This window comes from Azospirillum sp. UENF 112521 (genome assembly GCF_058780665.1).
Genome location: NZ_JBSNCI010000003.1, coordinates 140,719 through 158,002 on the forward strand (window position 1 = coordinate 140,719; position 17,284 = coordinate 158,002).

The 17,284-nt window shown below is 66.2% G+C and carries 11 protein-coding genes and 2 pseudogenes; 12 read left to right on the top strand and 1 reads right to left on the bottom strand.

All coding sequences use genetic code 11. The annotated features are described in order from the left end of the window. Positions 1-142: 142 nt before the first annotated feature. The 7 genes and pseudogenes from ACWPN8_RS16590 to ACWPN8_RS16620 all read left to right on the top strand — a co-directional run bounded on the left by ACWPN8_RS16590 (position 143) and on the right by ACWPN8_RS16620 (position 8,026). Positions 143-1,342, top strand: a complete 1,200-nt coding sequence (locus ACWPN8_RS16590) for an IS256 family transposase (protein WP_492240129.1) — start codon at positions 143-145, stop codon at positions 1,340-1,342. 309 nt (positions 1,343-1,651) lie between these two features. After that, positions 1,652-2,454, top strand: a pseudogene (locus ACWPN8_RS16595) (transposase); the annotation flags it as partial. A gap of 115 nt (positions 2,455-2,569) precedes the next feature. Next, a pseudogene (gene istA / locus ACWPN8_RS16600) lies at positions 2,570-4,139 on the top strand (IS21 family transposase). Beyond that, positions 4,069-4,797, top strand: coding sequence for an IS21-like element helper ATPase IstB (gene istB, locus ACWPN8_RS16605; RefSeq protein ID WP_492241488.1), 729 nt, complete (start codon positions 4,069-4,071; stop codon positions 4,795-4,797). Before istA ends, istB begins: the two are co-directional and overlap by 71 nt. Positions 4,798-5,005: 208 nt before the next feature. Next, the gene (locus ACWPN8_RS16610; RefSeq protein WP_492241489.1) at positions 5,006-5,833 is read left to right on the top strand and encodes a recombinase zinc ribbon domain-containing protein; all 828 of its coding nucleotides are present in this window, start codon (positions 5,006-5,008) and stop codon (positions 5,831-5,833) included. A gap of 385 nt (positions 5,834-6,218) precedes the next feature. Further along, a complete protein-coding gene (locus tag ACWPN8_RS16615; RefSeq protein WP_492241490.1) occupies positions 6,219-6,374 on the top strand; it encodes a hypothetical protein in 156 nt (51 codons plus the stop codon). A gap of 167 nt (positions 6,375-6,541) precedes the next feature. Further along, positions 6,542-8,026, top strand: coding sequence for a methyl-accepting chemotaxis protein (locus ACWPN8_RS16620; protein ID WP_492241491.1), 1,485 nt, complete (start codon positions 6,542-6,544; stop codon positions 8,024-8,026). A gap of 128 nt (positions 8,027-8,154) precedes the next feature. On the opposite strand, the gene ACWPN8_RS16625 is transcribed toward ACWPN8_RS16620, so the two are convergent. Further along, positions 8,155-8,844: an alpha/beta fold hydrolase gene (locus tag ACWPN8_RS16625; protein WP_492242093.1), complete on the bottom strand. Its 690-nt coding sequence runs from the start codon at positions 8,842-8,844 to the stop codon at positions 8,155-8,157. On the opposite strand from ACWPN8_RS16625, the gene ACWPN8_RS16630 reads away from it, so the two are divergent. The 5 genes from ACWPN8_RS16630 to ACWPN8_RS16650 all read left to right on the top strand — a co-directional run bounded on the left by ACWPN8_RS16630 (position 8,758) and on the right by ACWPN8_RS16650 (position 17,240). After that, complete coding sequence (locus ACWPN8_RS16630) at positions 8,758-9,252, top strand: hypothetical protein (protein ID WP_492242106.1); 495 nt, start codon at positions 8,758-8,760, stop codon at positions 9,250-9,252. The genes ACWPN8_RS16625 and ACWPN8_RS16630 overlap by 87 nt on opposite strands. Positions 9,253-9,439: 187 nt before the next feature. Next, positions 9,440-11,659: a sensor histidine kinase gene (locus ACWPN8_RS16635; RefSeq protein WP_492242094.1), complete on the top strand. Its 2,220-nt coding sequence runs from the start codon at positions 9,440-9,442 to the stop codon at positions 11,657-11,659. Between the two features lie 318 nt (positions 11,660-11,977). Then, positions 11,978-13,636: a peptidase domain-containing ABC transporter gene (locus ACWPN8_RS16640; protein WP_492241492.1), complete on the top strand. Its 1,659-nt coding sequence runs from the start codon at positions 11,978-11,980 to the stop codon at positions 13,634-13,636. Beyond that, positions 13,633-15,864, top strand: coding sequence for a peptidase domain-containing ABC transporter (locus tag ACWPN8_RS16645; RefSeq protein WP_492241493.1), 2,232 nt, complete (start codon positions 13,633-13,635; stop codon positions 15,862-15,864). Before ACWPN8_RS16640 ends, ACWPN8_RS16645 begins: the two co-directional genes overlap by 4 nt. Further along, positions 15,864-17,240: an HlyD family type I secretion periplasmic adaptor subunit gene (locus tag ACWPN8_RS16650; protein WP_492241494.1), complete on the top strand. Its 1,377-nt coding sequence runs from the start codon at positions 15,864-15,866 to the stop codon at positions 17,238-17,240. Before ACWPN8_RS16645 ends, ACWPN8_RS16650 begins: the two co-directional genes overlap by 1 nt. The last annotated feature ends 44 nt before the right edge of the window (positions 17,241-17,284 follow it).

The window sequence follows — 17,284 nt, forward strand, 5'->3', positions numbered from 1 at the left end:
GTAGGAACTGTGGGTAAGCGGCCCGCCGAAGCGCCTTCACATGGCTGGCGTAGGCGGGCCGGTTCCCCACAGCGGGGCGGTCATCGTGGATCTTCGGTAGAGTCTGGTCACCACACCTCAACCCGACCGAAGGATGACCACGATGACCGACGAGATGATGGCGCTTCGCGCGCTGCTGGAGAAGAGCCCTGACGCCGACGTTCTGCGCGAGATGATCGGTTTCGCGGCCGAGCGGCTGATGGAGTTGGAGGTGCAGGGCCTGACTGGTGCTGCCCACGGCGAGCGCTCCGCCGAGCGGCTGGTCCAGCGCAACGGCTACCGCGAGCGCGACTGGGAAACCCGCGCCGGCACCGTCGAGCTGCGCATCCCAAAACTGCGCAAGGGCTCGTACTTCCCCGGTTTCCTGGAGCCGCGCCGGATGGCCGAGAAGGCGCTGACCGCGGTGATCCAGGAAGCCTACGTGCACGGCATCTCGACGCGCTCGGTGGACGACCTGGTCAAGGCGCTCGGCATGGGCGGCATCTCCAAGAGCCAGGTCAGCCGGCTGTGCGAAGAGATCGACGAGCGGGTGAAGACCTTCCTGGAGCGCCCCATCGAAGGCGACTGGCCGTACCTGTGGATTGACGCCACCTATGTGAAGGTCCGCCAGAATGGCCGCATCGTCTCGGTCGCCGTCACCATCGCGGTGGCGGTGAACACCGATGGCCGGCGCGAGGTGCTGGGCATGGACATCGGCGCCTCGGAGGCGGAGACCTTCTGGATCGACTTCCTGCGTAAGCTCAAGCGCCGCGGCTTGGCCGGCGTGAAGCTGGTGATCTCCGACGCCCACGAGGGCATCAAGGCCGCCGTGTCCAAGGTGTTCCGCGCCACGTGGCAGCGCTGTCGGGTGCATTTCATGCGCAACGTGCTGGCGCATGCCGGCCGGAGCGGCCGGCGCGTGGTGTCGGCCTTCATTGCCACGGCGTTTGCCCAGGACGACGCCGGCGCCGCCAAGGCGCAGTGGCGCCAAGTCGCCGATCAGGTCCGCCCCAAGCTGCCGAAGCTGGCCGCCCTGCTCGACGAGGCCGAGGACGACGTGCTGGCCTTCATGACCTTCCCCAAGGAGCACCGCGCCAAGATCCACAGCACGAACCCACTGGAACGCCTGAACGGCGAGATCAAGCGGCGCACCGAGGTGGTCGGCATCTTTCCCAACGAGGCGGCGATCACCCGGTTGATCGGTGCCATCCTGCTCGAACAGAACGACGAATGGGCGGTGCAGCGGGCGCGTTACATGACCCTGGAAACCATCGCCCCGCTGCGCGATGATCTTGCCCTCACGTTGCCCGCTGCGGCCGCGTGACCGTCCCGGCCAGAACTGCCGGAGACCAGATGAGCGCCCCGGCTCCTACACCACGCCTCGGGACACGACCAGGGGAAAGATATTCCAACTCCTGCAATTCCATCCATAGCCTGAGAGACTGGGAGGTTTGGCATGGGTAATGGTCAACGTCGTAAGGTGACCAAAGAGTTCAAGCGAGAAGCCGTTCGGCTGATCGCGATGAGTTGTCGGACTTTCCCAACCCGGAACGTCGAGGCCCCCTCTGTGCCAATGACGCTGAGACATCAACCCTCCGGAAGTTTAAGCTTGAGGGCGTAGGAAATTGATTTCGTGGTCATGCCCAACAAGATGCCCACCGTATCGGAGGCAGTTGCAGACGCTGGTGAGACGCCGCGGGTTGTTGCTGCGCCCGCTGCAGTCTCCCCGGAGATGTCGGCGCGTCCCAAACGTCGCACCTTCACGGCGGCGGAAAAGCTTCGGATCCTGGCCGAGACGGATCGGGCGGCGGACACCGGCGGGATCGCCGCGATCCTGCGGCGGGAAGGTCTTTATTCGTCGGCCCTGACCGACTGGCGCCGGCAACGCGACGCCGGGTTCGGCTGGCCGGCCGGGAACCGGCGCCTCGCCCCCGGCCACGCCCGCCGCGAGCGCTCGCGGTTCAGGAGCGCCAGACGGTGCTCGCCCTTCTGCGTGAGCCGCGCTTCGTCGATCTTGCCCCTGCGGAAGTCTACGCCACTCTGCTCGATGAGGGCGTCTATCATTGTTCCATCCGCACTATGTACCGCCTGCTGGCCGAGCATGATGAGGTCCGGGAACGCCGCGACCAGCTCCGCCATCCGGCCTACCGGAAGCCTGAACTGCTGGCCAAAGCTCCCAACGAGGTCTGGTCCTGGGACATCACCAAGCTGATGGGACCGATGAAGTGGTCCTACTATTATCTCTACGTCATCCTCGACATCTTCAGCCGCCGGGTGATCGGCTGGTGCGTCGCCGATGCCGAGAGCGCCACCCTGTTCAAGGCGCTGGTCGAGGAGACGCTGGCCAAACACGCCGTTCCGCCCGGTCGGCTGACCCTGCACGCCGATCGTGGCGGCCCGATGAAGGCCAAGGCGACCGCCCTCCTGCTCGCTGACTGTAAATCGGCATGGAATAAGGACCCCGTATAGGGGGTGATCGGCATCCAAACGGGACCCCCGATGCTTTGGGTCCACACTGGCCGCCATGGAGGACATGGAGGCCTGTCGAGGGATGCTGATTGTGGAAACGATCGCGAAGATCCGTCGTGCCTACTTCGTGCAGCAGAAGCCGATCAAGGTGATCTGCCGGGAGTTCGGGCTTTCCCGGAAGGTCGTGCGGAAGGTGATCCGGTCGGAGGCCACGGAGTTCCGCTACACGCGCACGAACCAGCCTTTGCCGAAGATCGGCCCCTGGCGTGAAGAGCTGGATGCTCTGTTGCTGGCCAACGAGGGGAAAGCATCACGCGAGCGCCTGACGCTGGTCCGGCTGTTCGAAACGTTACGGTCCCGCGGCTATGAAGGCGGCTACGACGCTGTCCGTCGTTATGCCCGGGTTTGGCGGCAGGAGCAGGGCCCCTCCGTCGCCCAAGCCTACGTGCCGTTGAGCTTTGCGCCAGGCGAGGCCTACCAGTTCGACTGGAGCCATGAGGTCGTCCTGATCAACGGAACGACGGTCACGGTGAAGGTGGCCCATGTCCGCCTGTGCCACAGCCGGATGCTGTTCGTACGGGCCTATCCGCGCGAAAGCCAGGAGATGGTGTTCGACGCCCACGACCGGGCCTTTGCCTTCTTCAAGGGAGCCTGTACGCGGGGCATCTACGACAACATGAAGACGGCGGTCGACACGATCTTCGCCGGCAAAGAGCGTGTCTACAACCGGCGCTTCCTGCAGATGTGCAGCCACTATCTGGTCGATCCGGTCGCCTGCACCCCGGCATCGGGCTGGGAAAAGGGACAGGTCGAGAACCAGGTCGGCTTGGTCCGCGAGCGCTTCTTCACCCCCCGGCTGCGGGTGAAGAGCTACGACGAACTCAACGGCTTGCTCCTGGACCGCTGCGTCGCCCACGCCAAGGCATATCGCCATCCTGAAATGCGGGAGCGGACGGTCTGGGAGATGTTCGAGACAGAGCGGCCGAGCTTGGTTCCTTATGCCGGGCGCTTCGACGGCTTCCATGCCGTACCGGCTTCGGTGTCCAAGACCTGTCTGGTGCGCTTCGACAACAACAAGTATTCGGTCGTGGCCGGCGCGGTGGGCCGTCTGGTGGAAATCCGCGCCTATGCCGAGCGGATCGAACTGCGCCAGGATGGACGGATCGTCGGTGAACACGCCCGGTGCTTCGGGCGCGACAGAACGGTGTTCGATCCCTGGCACTATGTCCCGGTCCTGGCGCGCAAACCGGGGGCCTTGCGCAATGGGGCACCGTTCAAGGATTGGGTCCTGCCGGCCGGTCTGGAACGCGTCCGGCGCAAACTCGCCGCCGTCGAGGACGGCGACCGGCAGATGGTGGACATTCTCGGCGCCGTGCTGAGCGACGGACTGCCAGCCGTCGAGGCGGCCTGCGCCGAGGCCTTGCGCGAGGGCGTTCATTCCGCCGCCGTCATCCTCAATATCCTCGCGCGGCGCCGGGAACCGGCGGCGGCGATCACGATCATGACCTCCGATGCCCTGCGGCTCCGGCACGAGCCGGCCGCCGATTGCGCCCGCTACGACAGCCTGAGGAGACCCCTGTGATGGAGCGTGCCGAGATCCTGGCCACCATGAGCGAACTCAAGCTCTACGGCATGAAGGCCGCCTACGATGAACTCATTGCCACCGCCGTCAAGCGCCAGCACGAGCCGCAGCGGGTCGTCGGCGACCTGCTCACCGCCGAGATCTCCGAGAAGCAGGCGCGCTCGATAAAGTACCAGATCACCATCGCCAAGCTGCCGCGCGCCAGGGACATCGACGATTTCGCCTTCGACGACACGCCGGTCAACGAAACCCTGGTGCGCGATCTCGCCGGCGGCGCCTTCCTGGCCCAGCAGCGCAACGTCGTGCTGGTCGGCGGCACCGGGACCGGCAAGACCCATCTCGCCATCGCGATCGCCCGGGCCTGCATCCGGGCCGGTTCCCGGGGACGCTTCTTCAACGTCGTCGATCTCGTCAACCGGTTGGAGGCTGAAACCAGGGCCGGCCGGCAGGGGCGCCTGGCCGATTATCTCGCGCGGATGGATTTCATCGTCCTCGACGAACTCGGTTACCTGCCCTTCGCCCAGTCCGGCGGTCAGCTGCTGTTCCATCTGATCAGCCGGCTTTACGAGCGCAGCTTCGTGATCGTCACCACCAACTTGGCGTTCGGGGAATGGCCGTCCGTCTTCGGTGACGCCAAGATGACCACCGCCTTGCTCGACCGGCTTACCCACCACTGCGAGATCCTTGAGACCGGAAACGAAAGCTGGCGCTTCAAAAACCGCGCCTGACCTGGGTCGCCCAGGTCGCCCACAGCGCCTCCCCGCGCGTGCCGCTCCGTCGCAGATGAGGGCACTGCGCGGCACGCGCGGGTCCCCTCCATGGACGACCTGGGCGACAAGTCCTCACCAGCTCAACGGGGTCCCTTTTCCGCGCCGATCCAGGGTCCCAATCTCAAGCCGATTGACAATCGACGACGTTCTGTGGAACCGCGTCAAGGTGCGACAGGAGACGGTTGCCACCGAGATCGGTCGGGATGAGCAGGGCAACGCTCTGAACCGCGGACATCGGCGGCGCTTCCTTCTGTCCGGCGTGCTGGTATGCGGCGTCTGCGGTGGCCGCTACACCATCATGGGCAAGGACCGCTACGGTTGCGCCGGCCACCGGAATTCCGGCACCTGCCCGAACGACCGCACCATCACCCGGCAGGCGATCGAGGGCCGTGTTCTTGCCGGGCTGAAGGAGCGCCTGCTCGGCGCCGACGTGGTCGCCGCCTTCATTGAGGAGATGGTCGTGGCGCAACGGCGTGATCAGGCCGAGGCGCGGAACCGGCGCGGGGATCGGGAGCGCGCCCTCGCCGAGGTTGACCGGAAGATCGCGTCGATTTTGGAAGCAGTGGAGAAGGGACTGTACAGCCCATCGCTGAACGCGCGGCTGTCTGCACTGGAGGCTGAGCGTGCCGCGCTCGCCACCGAGATCGGCGCCCTGGGGACGGAGGCGCCGGAGATGCTGCTGCCGGCCAACCTGCCGGAGCTGTACCGGCGGAAGATCGCGGAGCTCGAGTCCGTGCTCGGTGATGGCGACGAGGGGATGGCCGCGATGGAGATGATCCGGTCCATGGTCGACCGCGTCGTGCTGTCCCCCTGCCCCTCGGGCGCCGGGCTGGAGGCCCAGCTTCATGGCGACCTGCTGGCGATCCTGGAGGCGTGCGCCGAAGCGGACCCGAAACGCCGACAGCCCGCCTCGTTGGAGGCGGGCTGTCAACTGTCGTTGGTTGCGGGGGCGCGCAACCACCGAGAATTGCGGCTGCCGGCGGTGGAGGTTTGACGCACTCGCTGGGATGGCATTGACTCTGTTATCATGGGTAACTCAACAATACGATTGCGCGCCCAGAAGGCTGCCTCCCCATTCATCAGTTTCGAGGGAAGATACGGCCCAAGGCACTGACTGAGTGTCTGTACCGCGATCAGACTGCCGCCGGGGCGATCCTCCGCTCGGCCATCGAGGTGATGGGCAACACCCCGGAGACGATCGGCCCACCTTCCTGCGCCTCGGTATGGCAATGCCGGAAAAATGGATAAGTAACGGAGCCTTGCCACAGAACTTCGACGAAGGGAACTATCTGATCAGTTAGGGTGCGAAAAATAGGATAGGTGTATGTCGTCGCTCTGATCGAACCGACGGAAAGGGATGATGCCGGACTGGTGCGGGAATGACCATCGCCATCCGCCACAAGCCTTTGACTATAGACGGAAAAATACCGTTTCCGCATTCGCTGGAAAAATTTGGGGAGCCGATCCGCATTGCGATGCCATGGGATAGGTACCGTCCCGAAGATGCGGGGCAACCCTTATTGCCACGGTTGTAGTACGAACGTTTAACTTGCCCCACGAGCAGCTTACGCCAGGGGGCGACACTGCCAGCCGTGCAGCGGTGAGCCTCTCCTGCCCGACAAAGGCTCCGGCTGCTGCATATGATAGGCCGATCGACGGCCTTTCCCCATTCGACGGCATTCACAGTGGAAAGGGTTGGGTCATGATGGGCTTCCAAAGCGGGTTGGAACGGACGGCCAAGCTCAATGCTCTGGACAAGTCCCAGGCGGTCATCGAGTTCAATCTCGACGGCACCATCATCACAGCCAACCAGAACTTCCTCGAAACCGTCGGTTACAGCTTGGCGGAAATCCGGGGACGCCACCACAGCCTCTTCGTCGATCCGGCCGAACGGGACTGCCCCGCCTACCGCCGCTTCTGGGAGGATCTGCGCCAGGGCCGCTTCCAGGCCGCCGAATACCGGCGGATCGACAAGAACGGCCGGGACATCTGGATCCAGGCGACCTACAACCCGATCGTCGGGCGCAACGGCAAGCCGACCAAGGTGGTGAAGTTCGCCACCAACGTCACCGAGCAGAAGGTCAAGGCCGCCGATTTCCAGGGTCAGATCGACGCCATCAACAAGTCCCAGGCGGTTATCCAGTTCGCGATGGACGGAACCATCCTCGACGCGAACGGCAACTTCCTGCAGACCCTCGGCTACAGCCTGGCGGAAATCCGGGGGCGCCACCACAGCCTGTTCGTCGATCCGGCCGAACGGGACTGCCCCGCCTACCGCCGCTTCTGGGAGGATCTGCGCCAGGGCCGCTTCCAGACCGCCGAATATCGGCGGATCGGCAAGGACGGGGTGGAGGTCTGGATCCAAGCGACCTACAATCCGATCTTCGACCCTCACGGCCGGCCGGTGAAGATCGTGAAATTTGCCACCGACATCACCGCTCAGGTCAGGGATCGCCTGCAGCGCTGCGAACTCCAGACGGAGATCGATACCGATCTCGGCGCGATCACCAGCGCCATCTCCACCGCCAACGGGCAGGCGGCCAATGCCGCCACGGTCTCGACTCAGGTGTCCTCAAACGTTCAGGCGGCGGCGGCGGGTGCGGAGCAACTGTCGGCGGCGATCGACGAGATCGGCCGGCGCATGAACGATGCGGCGGAGGTCACCGTGCGGGCGGTGGAGCAGGCGAACCGAACCGCCGCCATCATGGCCAGCCTGACCGAGGCGGCGTCCCGCATCGGCGACGTGGTCGGCCTGATCCAGCAGATCGCCAAGCAAACCAACCTGCTGGCGCTGAACGCGACGATCGAGGCGGCCCGGGCCGGCGAGGCTGGCCGGGGCTTCGCGGTGGTCGCCGGCGAGGTAAAGACGCTGGCCGGCCAGACCGCCCGGGCGACCGAGGAGATCACCGCCCAGATCGCCGGCATCCAGAAGGCGACCAGCGACGCGGCGACGTCGATCGGCGATGTGTCCGGTGTCATTGCCCACATGAACGAGATTTCCGCGGCCATCGCCTCGGCGGTGGAAGAGCAGACGATCGTCACCCGCGCGATGTCCGCCAACATGCAGGAGGCCGCGACGGGCGTCGGCGGCATTCGCGACAGCATGAACGAGATCGCGATCGCGACCGGCGTGGCGAACGACGCCACCCACAAGGTGAAGGTAATCTCCCACAGCCTGGTCGGATGACGCACCTCGCGGCGCAACCGTCGCCGCAGGCCTCGGCGTGCTTCGGGGGGAGCATACTGGAACCGCTCGCGAAGCGGATGCCGCCAGCCAATGACCTTCATGGGCCAATCCGCTATCCCGAAACCGGATCAGCCCTGCAACGCCTGCAGAATTGCGTCTGAAAGCACATCGGCGTGAGTGAATTGCGGAACATGTCCTTCAGCATCGATGATCTCCAGAGTGCTTCCGGATATCCGGGACTGCACATACTCGCCGACCCTGACGGGAACGGCAGGATCGCCGACCGTCTGGATCAGGTGGCAGGGCACGGTAACCTTGCCCAGAACATCGCGGAAGTCGGAGGAAAAGATCATCAGGGCCAGGGACAGGGCGATATCCGGCCGCATCCCCATAAGTCCATCGGCAAACCTCTGCACGGCCGGATGATTGGCGGGCTTCGCCACTGCCACTTTCGAGAATTCGACGGCCCATTCCACATAGTTGGATGATATGGCATCGATCAGCTCGTCGATGTCCTTCTTGTCAAAGCCGCCTGCGTAATTGTCCTTGTTCATGTAGCAGGGCGACAGCCCGATGGTCACGATTTTCCGGAACAATGAGGGATGCTCTATCGCGGCCAGGAGACCGATCATTCCACTGACTGAATGCCCGACATAATAGCAATCCCTCGAATTCGTATGCCTAATGATCCTTACCAGATCTTCCGCATAATTCTCCATTGATCGATATTTATGATGATCGAAGTGTTGGCTGGATTTTTCCGTAAACCCTATCAAGTCATAGACGACAACACGGAATTGTTTGAAATTATTCGTTATCGAATTCCAGCAATTCTGATCAAGTCCAAGACCATGCGCGAATACGACAGTTTGTGGACCAGAGCCATAAACATGGATGTTGTGGTCGATATATGGATCCCGATCATTCATCCGCGCCTCTCTTCCGTCGGCTGGACTCTGGTATTTATGCAAAAGGCTGCCGGATCATCATACAAAGGGAAGTTCAGTATTTTCCAGACAAATACGCCGAACGGAAGCAAAGCGGGACGAAGGCGACATCCCGTTGCATACAATAGTATGCATCGTGCGCATTGGGCAGCGGTAGGCGGCAGTCATGGCAGCGCATGCGTTGCGCTGCAAAATGACTGGGTCATTCACTTCTACCGCCTATATCATACTTCAATATCGCGACCTTCTTTCTGCGGTGATATGACCTTGCCGCGGTAGACGCCTACGCATCAGATGATTGAGGATCTCAGGATCTGCGAATCCTCGGCCCAGCGCACAGGAATGTCCAGAAATCCTTTGTGGAGGAAGCTTTAACGTTCCAAGCCTTTCTCCCATGATGCCGATATCGGTATGGAGTGCGTAATCCGGAAAAATTTGACGATATTCTGCAAGGATATTGGTAAAAATGAAAATTCGATCCAGAATAACTCTGGCCCTTCTCGGTTCAACTTTGCCTTTGCTCGTTCTCATTTCTTACCTTTTCAGCTCTTTGATTGCACAGGAGCAGCAAAATTTCGACGAAAGATTGCATGGCGTCGCAAGTACGGCGTCAGCGACCATCGCGCAGGAGCTTGGCGACACTTTATCGTTGCTGGATTATTTGCGGGTGGCCCAAACATCAGGGATCATCAATCCTGACGAGATGCGCCGTGTCGCCGGGCTGCTGATAAAGGGACAGCGTCTGTTGACCGCCGTGGTACTGGCGGACCCGTTCGGAAAGATGCTGATGCACACGGCAGCATCCCCGCACATGGAATTGCCTTTCAACCGCTCCCTCCGCCTCTACGAAGCGATCCGCAACGATCCGCGGCCGATGATCTCCGACCCTTTCGTCGGACTGGTCCAAAACGAGAAAATCCTGGCGGTAACGGTTCCGCTGCAGTCGAACGGCCAGCTGGTCGGCTCGCTGTCCGCCACGATTCCGGTGCAGGCCTTATCGACGCTGCTGCGCGCACAGGATCGGCCCGATGGCTGGGTCATCGCCGTCGCCGACCGCCGGGGTACCGTCATCGCGCGGTCCGACGGGACAGATACCCTCGACCAACGGATCGACGCCGCGAGCTATCGTGACGGCGGTATCGGTTTCGCCGAACTTCCGGCCATCGGCCGGGACCTTGCGGCGTTCGAAAGCTTGGCGATGCCGGATTGGCGGGTCTATTGCCTGGCGCCGTCCGGCGATCCGGACCCGATCCTGCGCCATTCCTACGCCCTCGCCTTCGTCATGGTTCTTGCGGCGCTCGCAACGGCGATGGCGATGGCGCTGCCGCCGATCCGCAGGCTGGACATCGAAGCCAGGGCGCTCGGTGCCTGGGCCTCCGGCGATGCCGGGCGGGCGGCCCGCCAGGAGCGTTTCACCGTCGAAGAGCTGAGGACCGCCCGCGATGCATTGCTCGCTTCGGAGCGGCACCTGCGGAACCGCGAAGAGCAGCAGCGCAGCACCGAGCAGCAGCTCCGCAAAGCGTGGAGCGAGGTGGAGGCTGCCCGGCGCGAAGCCGAACGGGCCGGCCGGACCAAGACCGCCTTCCTCGCCGCGGCCAGCCACGACCTGCGGCAGCCGGCACAGTCGATGCTGCTGTTCGTCGAGCTGTTGAAGATGAAGCTGCGCGGACATCCCGCCGCCCCGCTCGTCGATTCCCTGCAGCAGGCGGCGGATTCGCTGCACATCCTTTTGAACGGCATCCTCGACATCTCGAAGATCGACGCGAACTTCGTCCGCACCGATCTGGTGTCGGTCGAGCTTGGCTCGATCCTGCGGGACATCAAGGCTGAATTCGAGGATCAGGCCGCCGCCCGCGGTCTTTCGTTGCGCGTCCTGGCCTGCGACGTCACCATCCGCACTGATATCCTGCTGATGACGCGCATCCTGCGGCATCTGGTTGAGAATGCACTGAAATACACCGACAGGGGCGGGGTTCTCGTCGGCTGCCGACGCCGGGGCGCGATGATCCGGATTGACGTTGTCGACACCGGTCACGGGATCGCCGAAGACCATCTGGAGGCCATCTTCGAGGAATTCTTCCAGATCGAGAACCCCGGCCGCGACCGCAAGCGAGGCACCGGGCTGGGGCTCGCAATCGTGCGGAGATTGGCCGCCGCACTCGAACACCCGATAGAGGTGTCCTCCCGCCCCGGCCGCGGCTCCCGCTTTTCGGTCGCGGCGATGGAGGCCGGACGCTTGCCTTCCGGCCGCCGATCCGCCGCCCGGTACAGCCCCGGCGCCGATCTGCAGGCCCTTCTCGTCCCCGATGCGGAAGGCACGCGCAATCCGCTGCTGGTGATCGTCGATGAACTCTACGTCCGCACGGCGATGTGCACCGTGCTGACCGAATGGGGATTCGACGTGGTCGAGGCCGCGTCGCATCAGGAGGCTTTCCAGTCGCTCGCCGGCCGCCGGCCGGGCATGGTCATCGCCGAGCACAGGCTCGGTGACGGCGAAAGCGGCAATGCCGCCATCACCGCCGTTCGGGAGCGGTACGGCAGCGATCTGCCGGCGGTGATCATCAGCGCCGATTTTTCGGCATCCGCCAGGGCCGCCGCCGCCGACGCAAGGGCCACCCTGCTCGGCAAGCCGGTATCTCTGCACGAGCTGCGCAAGGTGATCCGCCGCGAGTTGCAGCGCTCCTGACCCGTCGCATGGGGCCGGCAGGCGATTGCGTAGACCCGCAACTATCCACCACCTATCCGTTTTCCCGACCGCGCTATCCCCTGCCGCCCGCGACGCAGCCCATCCGGAAGGGGTATCAATCGGAGCGGAAATCGTCTTCTCCACCAACTGGCCGCCCGCCCTCCGCCGGCACAACACCGGCAACGTCGACCCGACCACCACGCCGCCTCACATGGCCATGCCGCGCCCGGACGGATCCGGGCGTGAACGCCCCCGGTCTGCCGGACCCGAGGCCATGGTCACGGTCTTTCCCTCCGGCTGAACAGGATCGCCATGCCGATGACAGCAACGGACACCGCACCGGTCGCCAAGGGCAACAAGGCAACGCTCCATGCGCAGGTGGTCGCCATGTCGGCCGTGGTGAACCTGGCGGCCCTGGGAATGCCGCTGGCCGTCCTGCAGGTCTACGACCGCATCATCCCGAACCATTCGGAACAGACGGCGGCGGTGATGGTGGCGGGGGTGACGCTCGCCGTCCTCGCCGAGGCGGTGCTCCGCATTGCGCGCTCGCACATCCTGGGACGGATCGCCACCCGGTTCGAGCGGGTGATGAACCGCCGGGCGGTGGCCCATCTGTTCGCCACCGACCTGAAGACCTTCCAGTCGCAGTCAACCGGCACCCATCTGGAACGGCTGGGCGCCGTCGCCACCCTGCGCGACCATGCCTCCGGCCAGACCCTGCTGGCGCTCTATGACATTCCCTTTGCCGTCGCCTCGCTGGTGCTGATCGCCTATTTCGGTGGCCTTCTCGTCTCGGTCGCCTGCTGCGGCCTGCTGGCGATGGCCCTGCTGGCGGTGGCGGTCGGCCGGTCGGCCCATTTGGCGCAGGCGGACGTCGCCCGCGCCGAAGACGAGCGGTCGGGCTTCATTATCAGCGTCTTCTCCGGCATCCAGTCGGTCAAGGCGATGGCGCTGGAGCTGCCGCTGCTGCGCCGCTACGAGGCCCTGCAGGCGCGCCGCCTTGCCGCCCACGCCACGGCCGAGCTGGACGCGCAGCACCTGACCGAGGCCGGACAGTTCGTCGCGCAGCTGAGCAGCTTCGCCACGGTGGCCTTCGGCAGCCTGCTGGTGCTGGACGGCGCGCTGACCGTCGGCGGGCTGTCCGCCTGCACCCTGCTGGTCGGCCGCACCCTGGCGCCGGCGCAGGGGCTGATGGCCCTGTGGTCGCGCCGCCAGCCGATGAAGGTGGCGACGAAGAAGCTGGAGGAACTCTTCGCCCTCCCCGTCGAGCCGCCGTCCACCGGCATTCTCGACGCCGCCACCGCCCGGCCCGACCTGCGCTTCGAGGAGGTCGGCTTCGCCTTCGCCGACCGTCCGGTGCTGCGCGGCATCAACCTCGCCGTCGGCCAGGGCGAGGCCGTCGCCCTGGTCGGCCCGACCGGCGGCGGCAAGTCGACGCTGCTGGCGCTCGCCACCGGCCTCTACCGCCCCACCGCCGGCCGGGTGCTGCTCGACGGGCTGCCGCTGGAGGTCTACGCCCCCCTCACCCTGCGCCGCAGCATCGCCCTGCTGTCCCACCGCGAGACCCTGTTCCGCGGCACGGTGATCGACAACATCACCATGTTCCGGCCCGACGTCCTGCCGGCGGCGATGGCCGCGGCGGAGCGGGTCGGCATCGTCGGGGCGATCAACGCCATGCCGCACGGCTTCGCCACCATCGTCGGCGACGGCGCCACCGAACCGATGCCCCGCGGGCTGGCCCAGCGCATCGCCATTGCCCGCGCCCTGGTGCAGAAGCCCAGGCTGGTCCTGTTCGACGACGCCAACGCCGCCGCCGACGACGAGGGCGACCGTGTCCTCCTCTCGCTGATGGCGGAGATGCGCGCCGACTGCGCCATGCTGTTCGTCAGCCATCGCCCGCTGATGCTGAAGCACGCCACTTCGATCTTCCGTCTGTCCGACGGCCATCTCGACCGCAAGCCGGAGCTTGCCGCATGACCGACATCCTCGATCCCGACCTGCTCGACCGCGGCATGAACGGGCGGATCACGCCATCCGCCCCGGCCGGCAGCCCCCTTCCTCCCGCGCTCCGGGCGCCGGACCGGGCCGGCCCCGACCTGACTACGGCCTTGCTCCTGCTGCTGCGGCGGCTGGGCTGGGTCGGCAGGCCGCAGGACGTCACCGAGGCGCTGCCCTGGGCGGCCGGCGGCGATCCGGTCGCCGACCTGCGCGACGTGGCCGCCCGCCTCGGCTTCGGCAGCCGCATCCACGGCCCCCGCCGCTTTCCCGCCGCCGAACTGCGCCGCATCCTGGCGGAAGCCGCGGGCCGCGGTGGCGCCGTGCTCTACGTCCCGAGCACAGCAGGCGGCGGGAACGACCCTGCCGGGGAAGCCGGTCTCCTCGATACGGTCGACGGCCGCTTGCAGCTGCAGCGCCCGAACCGGGCGCCGGAGCCGGTCGGCGAGGCCCTGCCGGCGGGCAGCCTGATCGTGGCCGATGCCACCGACGCCGAATGGGCGCCGCCCGCCGGCGAACGCCGGGCCTGGATGCGGGGCCGCATGGCCGCCGCCACACCGCTGGTCGGATCGGCCCTCGCCTTGACGCTGGCCGCCAACCTGCTGTCGCTGTCTAGCCCGCTGTTCGTGATGACGATCTACGACAAGGTCGTCGCCGCCGGATCGCTCCGGCTGCTGGTCGCGCTGTGTATCGGCGCGGTCGGCGCCCTGCTGCTGGAACTGGTCATGCGCCGCCTGCGCAGCCGCATCATGGCCCATGGCGGTGCCCGGCTCGGCTATGTCGTCGGCAACGCGGTGCTGGCCCGCCTGCTGCACCTGCCGAGCCAGATGACCGAGCGCGTCGCCGTTGCCGCCCAGGTCGCCCGGGTGAAGGACCTGGACCGTGTCCGCGACCTGCTGACGGGTCCGCCGGCACAGGCTTGCCTGGACCTTCCCTTCGCCGTCATCTTCCTGGTCGCCATCGCCGTCCTGTCCGGCTGGCTGGTGCTGGTGCCGCTGGCCGCCATCGTCCTCTACGCCGCCGCCGCCTGGCTCGGCAACGCCATGACCCGGTCCCGCGTCGCCAGCGCCGCCGCCGCCGGGGCGCGCCGCCAGGAACTGCTGCTGGAGATCGTCGAGCGGATGCCGGCCATCCGGGCGCTCGGCGCCACCGCGACCTGGAGCAGCCGCTACGACGCCGTCGCCGGCCGGATGGCGGAAGCCAACTTCCGCAACGCCCAGACGGCGACCCTGATTTCCACCTTCAGCCAGACGCTGACCACCCTCACCGGCCTCGGCACGCTCGGGCTCGGCATCGGCCAGGTCCTGTCCGGGTCGCTGACCACCGGCGGGCTGATCGGCACCATGATGCTGGTGTGGCGGACGTTGGCCCCGGTGCAGAGCGCCTTCCTCGCCAGCACCCGGCTGGGCCAGCTCCGCGCCTCGCTCAAGCAGGTCGAGACGCTGATGGCGACGCCGCCCGAGCGCAGCGAATCGGTCCGGGCCGAGCGGGCCGCCGACATCCGCGGCCAGGTCACCTTCTCCCATGTCACCTTCCGCTATGGCCGGGAAGCCGAACCGGTGCTGGCCAACCTCGCCTTCGACGTCGCCCCGGGCGAGGTGGTGGCCATCGTCGGCCGCAACGGCGGCGGGAAATCCACCCTGCTGAAACTGATCTCCGGCCTCTACAGCCCGCAGGGCGGCTCGGTCCGCATCGACGGGCGCGACATCCGCCAGTTCGACCCGATGGCGCTGCGCCGCTCCATCGCCTTCGTGCCGCAGGTGCCCCAGTTCTTCGACGGCACGCTGGCCGAGAATCTGCGGCTGCTCGCCCCGGCCGCCGGCGAGGCCGACCTGCGCGACGCGCTCGACCGCGCCGGCGTGCTAGACGCGGTGGACGAGTTGCCGGAAGGGTTGGAAACACGGTTCGACACGCGCGACGCCGCCCTGCCGGCCGGTCTGCTGGCCCGGCTGTCGCTGGCCCGCACCTATCTGCGGGACGCGCCGATCGTCCTGCTCGACGAACCGGCGGCCAGCGTCGACTTCGAGGGCGAGTTCGCCTTCACCTCGGCGGTGCATGCCTTCCGCGGGCGCTCCACCGTGTTCTTCGTCACCCACCGCCGCGGCCATCTGGCCATGGCCGACAAGGTGCTCATCATCGAGAACGGCACCACCCGCTATTTCGGTCCGGCGGAAAAGGTCCGCGACCGCATTCCGAAGGGGATGATCTGATGACCGAGATGATGACCGAGATGACAAGCAGCGGCGCCATCGGCCGCCGCGGCCTGCGCGCCCTGTTCGGCGGCGGCATCGCCGCCACCGACTTCGCGACCGAGGAACTGGCCGGCGATCCCGGCGTCAGCCCGCTGGTCCAGGCGACCGCCCTGATCGTCGGCTGCCTGGTCGTCGGCGCCGTCGCCTGGAGCGCGGTGACGCCGGTGCAGGAGATGGCCGTCACCTTCGGCGAGATCGTCCCGGTCAGCGCCGTGCAGACGGTGCAGCATCTGGAAGGCGGCATCGTCCAGGAGATCCTGGTGCGCGAGGGCCAGGTCGTCGAGGCCGGCCAGCCGCTGGTCCGCTTCAACAGCGTCAGCACCAAATCCGGTCATGACCAGCTGCAGGCCCGCCGCACCTCCCTGTCGATCCAGGCCGAGCGGCTGGCCGCCTTCGCCGGGGACCGGCCCGCCAACTTCGCACCCTTCGCCGGCATCCCGGACCTTGCCGCCGATCAGGCCCGCATGCTGGCGGCGCAGATCGAGGGGCGCGAGAACCAGCGCCGCGTGCTGAACGGCCAGATCGCCGAGCAGCGCTCGCAGCTCGCCGCCGCCAAGAGCCAGCGCGACCAGGTCGCCGGCAACGTGCCCCTGCTGGAATGGAAGGTCGGCATGCGCAACGACCTGACCAGCAAGGGCTTCAATTCCAAGCTGATGGTGATCGAGGCGCAGCGCGAGCTGGCCGCCGCCCGCAGCGAGCTGCACCGGCTGGACGGCGTCATCGCCGGAACCAAGGACGGCATTGCCGAAACCGAGGCCCGCATCCGCGAGCTGACCGGCAGGCTGCGGCAGGAGGCCCTCGACAAGCTGGGCTCCGTCAGCGCCGAATTGGCCGAGCTGGACAAGCAGCTGGTCGCCCAGAGCGACCGGGTGGACCGGCTGGTGTCCACCGCCCCCGTCCGCGGCATCGTCCAGGAGCTGCCGGTCAAGAACGAAGGCGGCGTGATCGTCCCCGGCGGCATGGTCGCCAAGATCGTGCCGATCGACGACGAGCTGGTCGTCGACGTGCGCGTCTCCCCCCGCGACATCGGCTTCGTCACCCCCGGCCTTCCGGTCAAGGTCAAGATCGCCGCCTTCGACTATGCGCGCTACGGCCGGCTGGACGGGACGCTTAAGTCGGTGTCGCCGACGACCTTCTTCGACAAGGACAAGAATCCCTACTACCAGGGCCGGGTGACGCTCGCCGCCAACCATGTCGGCGACGGCGAACGCCAGCATCTGCTGCTGCCCGGCATGACGGTCGAGGCCGACGTCAGCACCGGCGAGAAGACCGTCCTCCAGTATCTGCTGAAGCCGATCTACACCACCCTGGATGGCGCGCTGCGCGAACGTTGATCCCGGCACCCCCCGCCCCGGCTTCCCGCCCACGCCGCACCGCC

Bases quoted from the DNA above. Each gene is read 5' to 3' on its own strand.
- istB (WP_492241488.1), top strand. From the start codon at position 4,069: ATGGAGCGTGCCGAGATCCTGGCCACCATGAGCGAACTCAAGCTCTAC.
- ACWPN8_RS16630 (WP_492242106.1), top strand. From the start codon at position 8,758: ATGATGATCGAAGTGTTGGCTGGATTTTTCCGTAAACCCTATCAAGTC.
- ACWPN8_RS16640 (WP_492241492.1), top strand. From the start codon at position 11,978: ATGACAGCAACGGACACCGCACCGGTCGCCAAGGGCAACAAGGCAACG.
- ACWPN8_RS16615 (WP_492241490.1), top strand. From the start codon at position 6,219: ATGACCATCGCCATCCGCCACAAGCCTTTGACTATAGACGGAAAAATA.
- ACWPN8_RS16635 (WP_492242094.1), top strand. From the start codon at position 9,440: ATGAAAATTCGATCCAGAATAACTCTGGCCCTTCTCGGTTCAACTTTG.
- ACWPN8_RS16620 (WP_492241491.1), top strand. From the start codon at position 6,542: ATGATGGGCTTCCAAAGCGGGTTGGAACGGACGGCCAAGCTCAATGCT.
- ACWPN8_RS16650 (WP_492241494.1), top strand. From the start codon at position 15,864: ATGACCGAGATGATGACCGAGATGACAAGCAGCGGCGCCATCGGCCGC.
- ACWPN8_RS16645 (WP_492241493.1), top strand. From the start codon at position 13,633: ATGACCGACATCCTCGATCCCGACCTGCTCGACCGCGGCATGAACGGG.
- ACWPN8_RS16590 (WP_492240129.1), top strand. From the start codon at position 143: ATGACCGACGAGATGATGGCGCTTCGCGCGCTGCTGGAGAAGAGCCCT.